Raw genomic sequence first — 254 nt, 5'->3', positions numbered from 1 at the left:
AAACATAAAGACAATGCTGATAAACAAAAATAAAACCGAAAAAAACAAAGAAAAGGAAGATAGAAACAAGAAAAAAAACAACAACACAGGAAAAAAAAAAAAAACAAGAAAGGGAAAAAAAGAAAAAGGAGAAAAAAAAGAAAAAAACCACACAAGTCGACGGCAGCGTCAGAGGTGTAAAAGAGACAGGGACAGAAGAGATGGACAAACGAGACCGCCAACAAAAACATAGACCAAACGGTAAGGGGATAGTG

At 34.6% G+C, this 254-nt stretch carries 1 protein-coding gene; it reads left to right on the top strand.

Annotation, left to right across the window (positions count from 1 at the left end; genetic code table 11):
* Positions 1–232 (top strand): hypothetical protein (locus MTCD1_RS21395; RefSeq protein ID WP_200818693.1); only part of this gene is annotated, 232 nt, incomplete at its 5' end.
* Positions 233–254: the final 22 nt, after the last annotated feature.

This window comes from Colwellia marinimaniae, assembly GCF_002207865.1.
Classification (GTDB): domain Bacteria; phylum Pseudomonadota; class Gammaproteobacteria; order Enterobacterales; family Alteromonadaceae; genus Colwellia; species Colwellia marinimaniae.
Note: the sequence above shows the minus strand (reverse complement) of the source record. Positions and strands in the feature narration are given on the sequence as shown.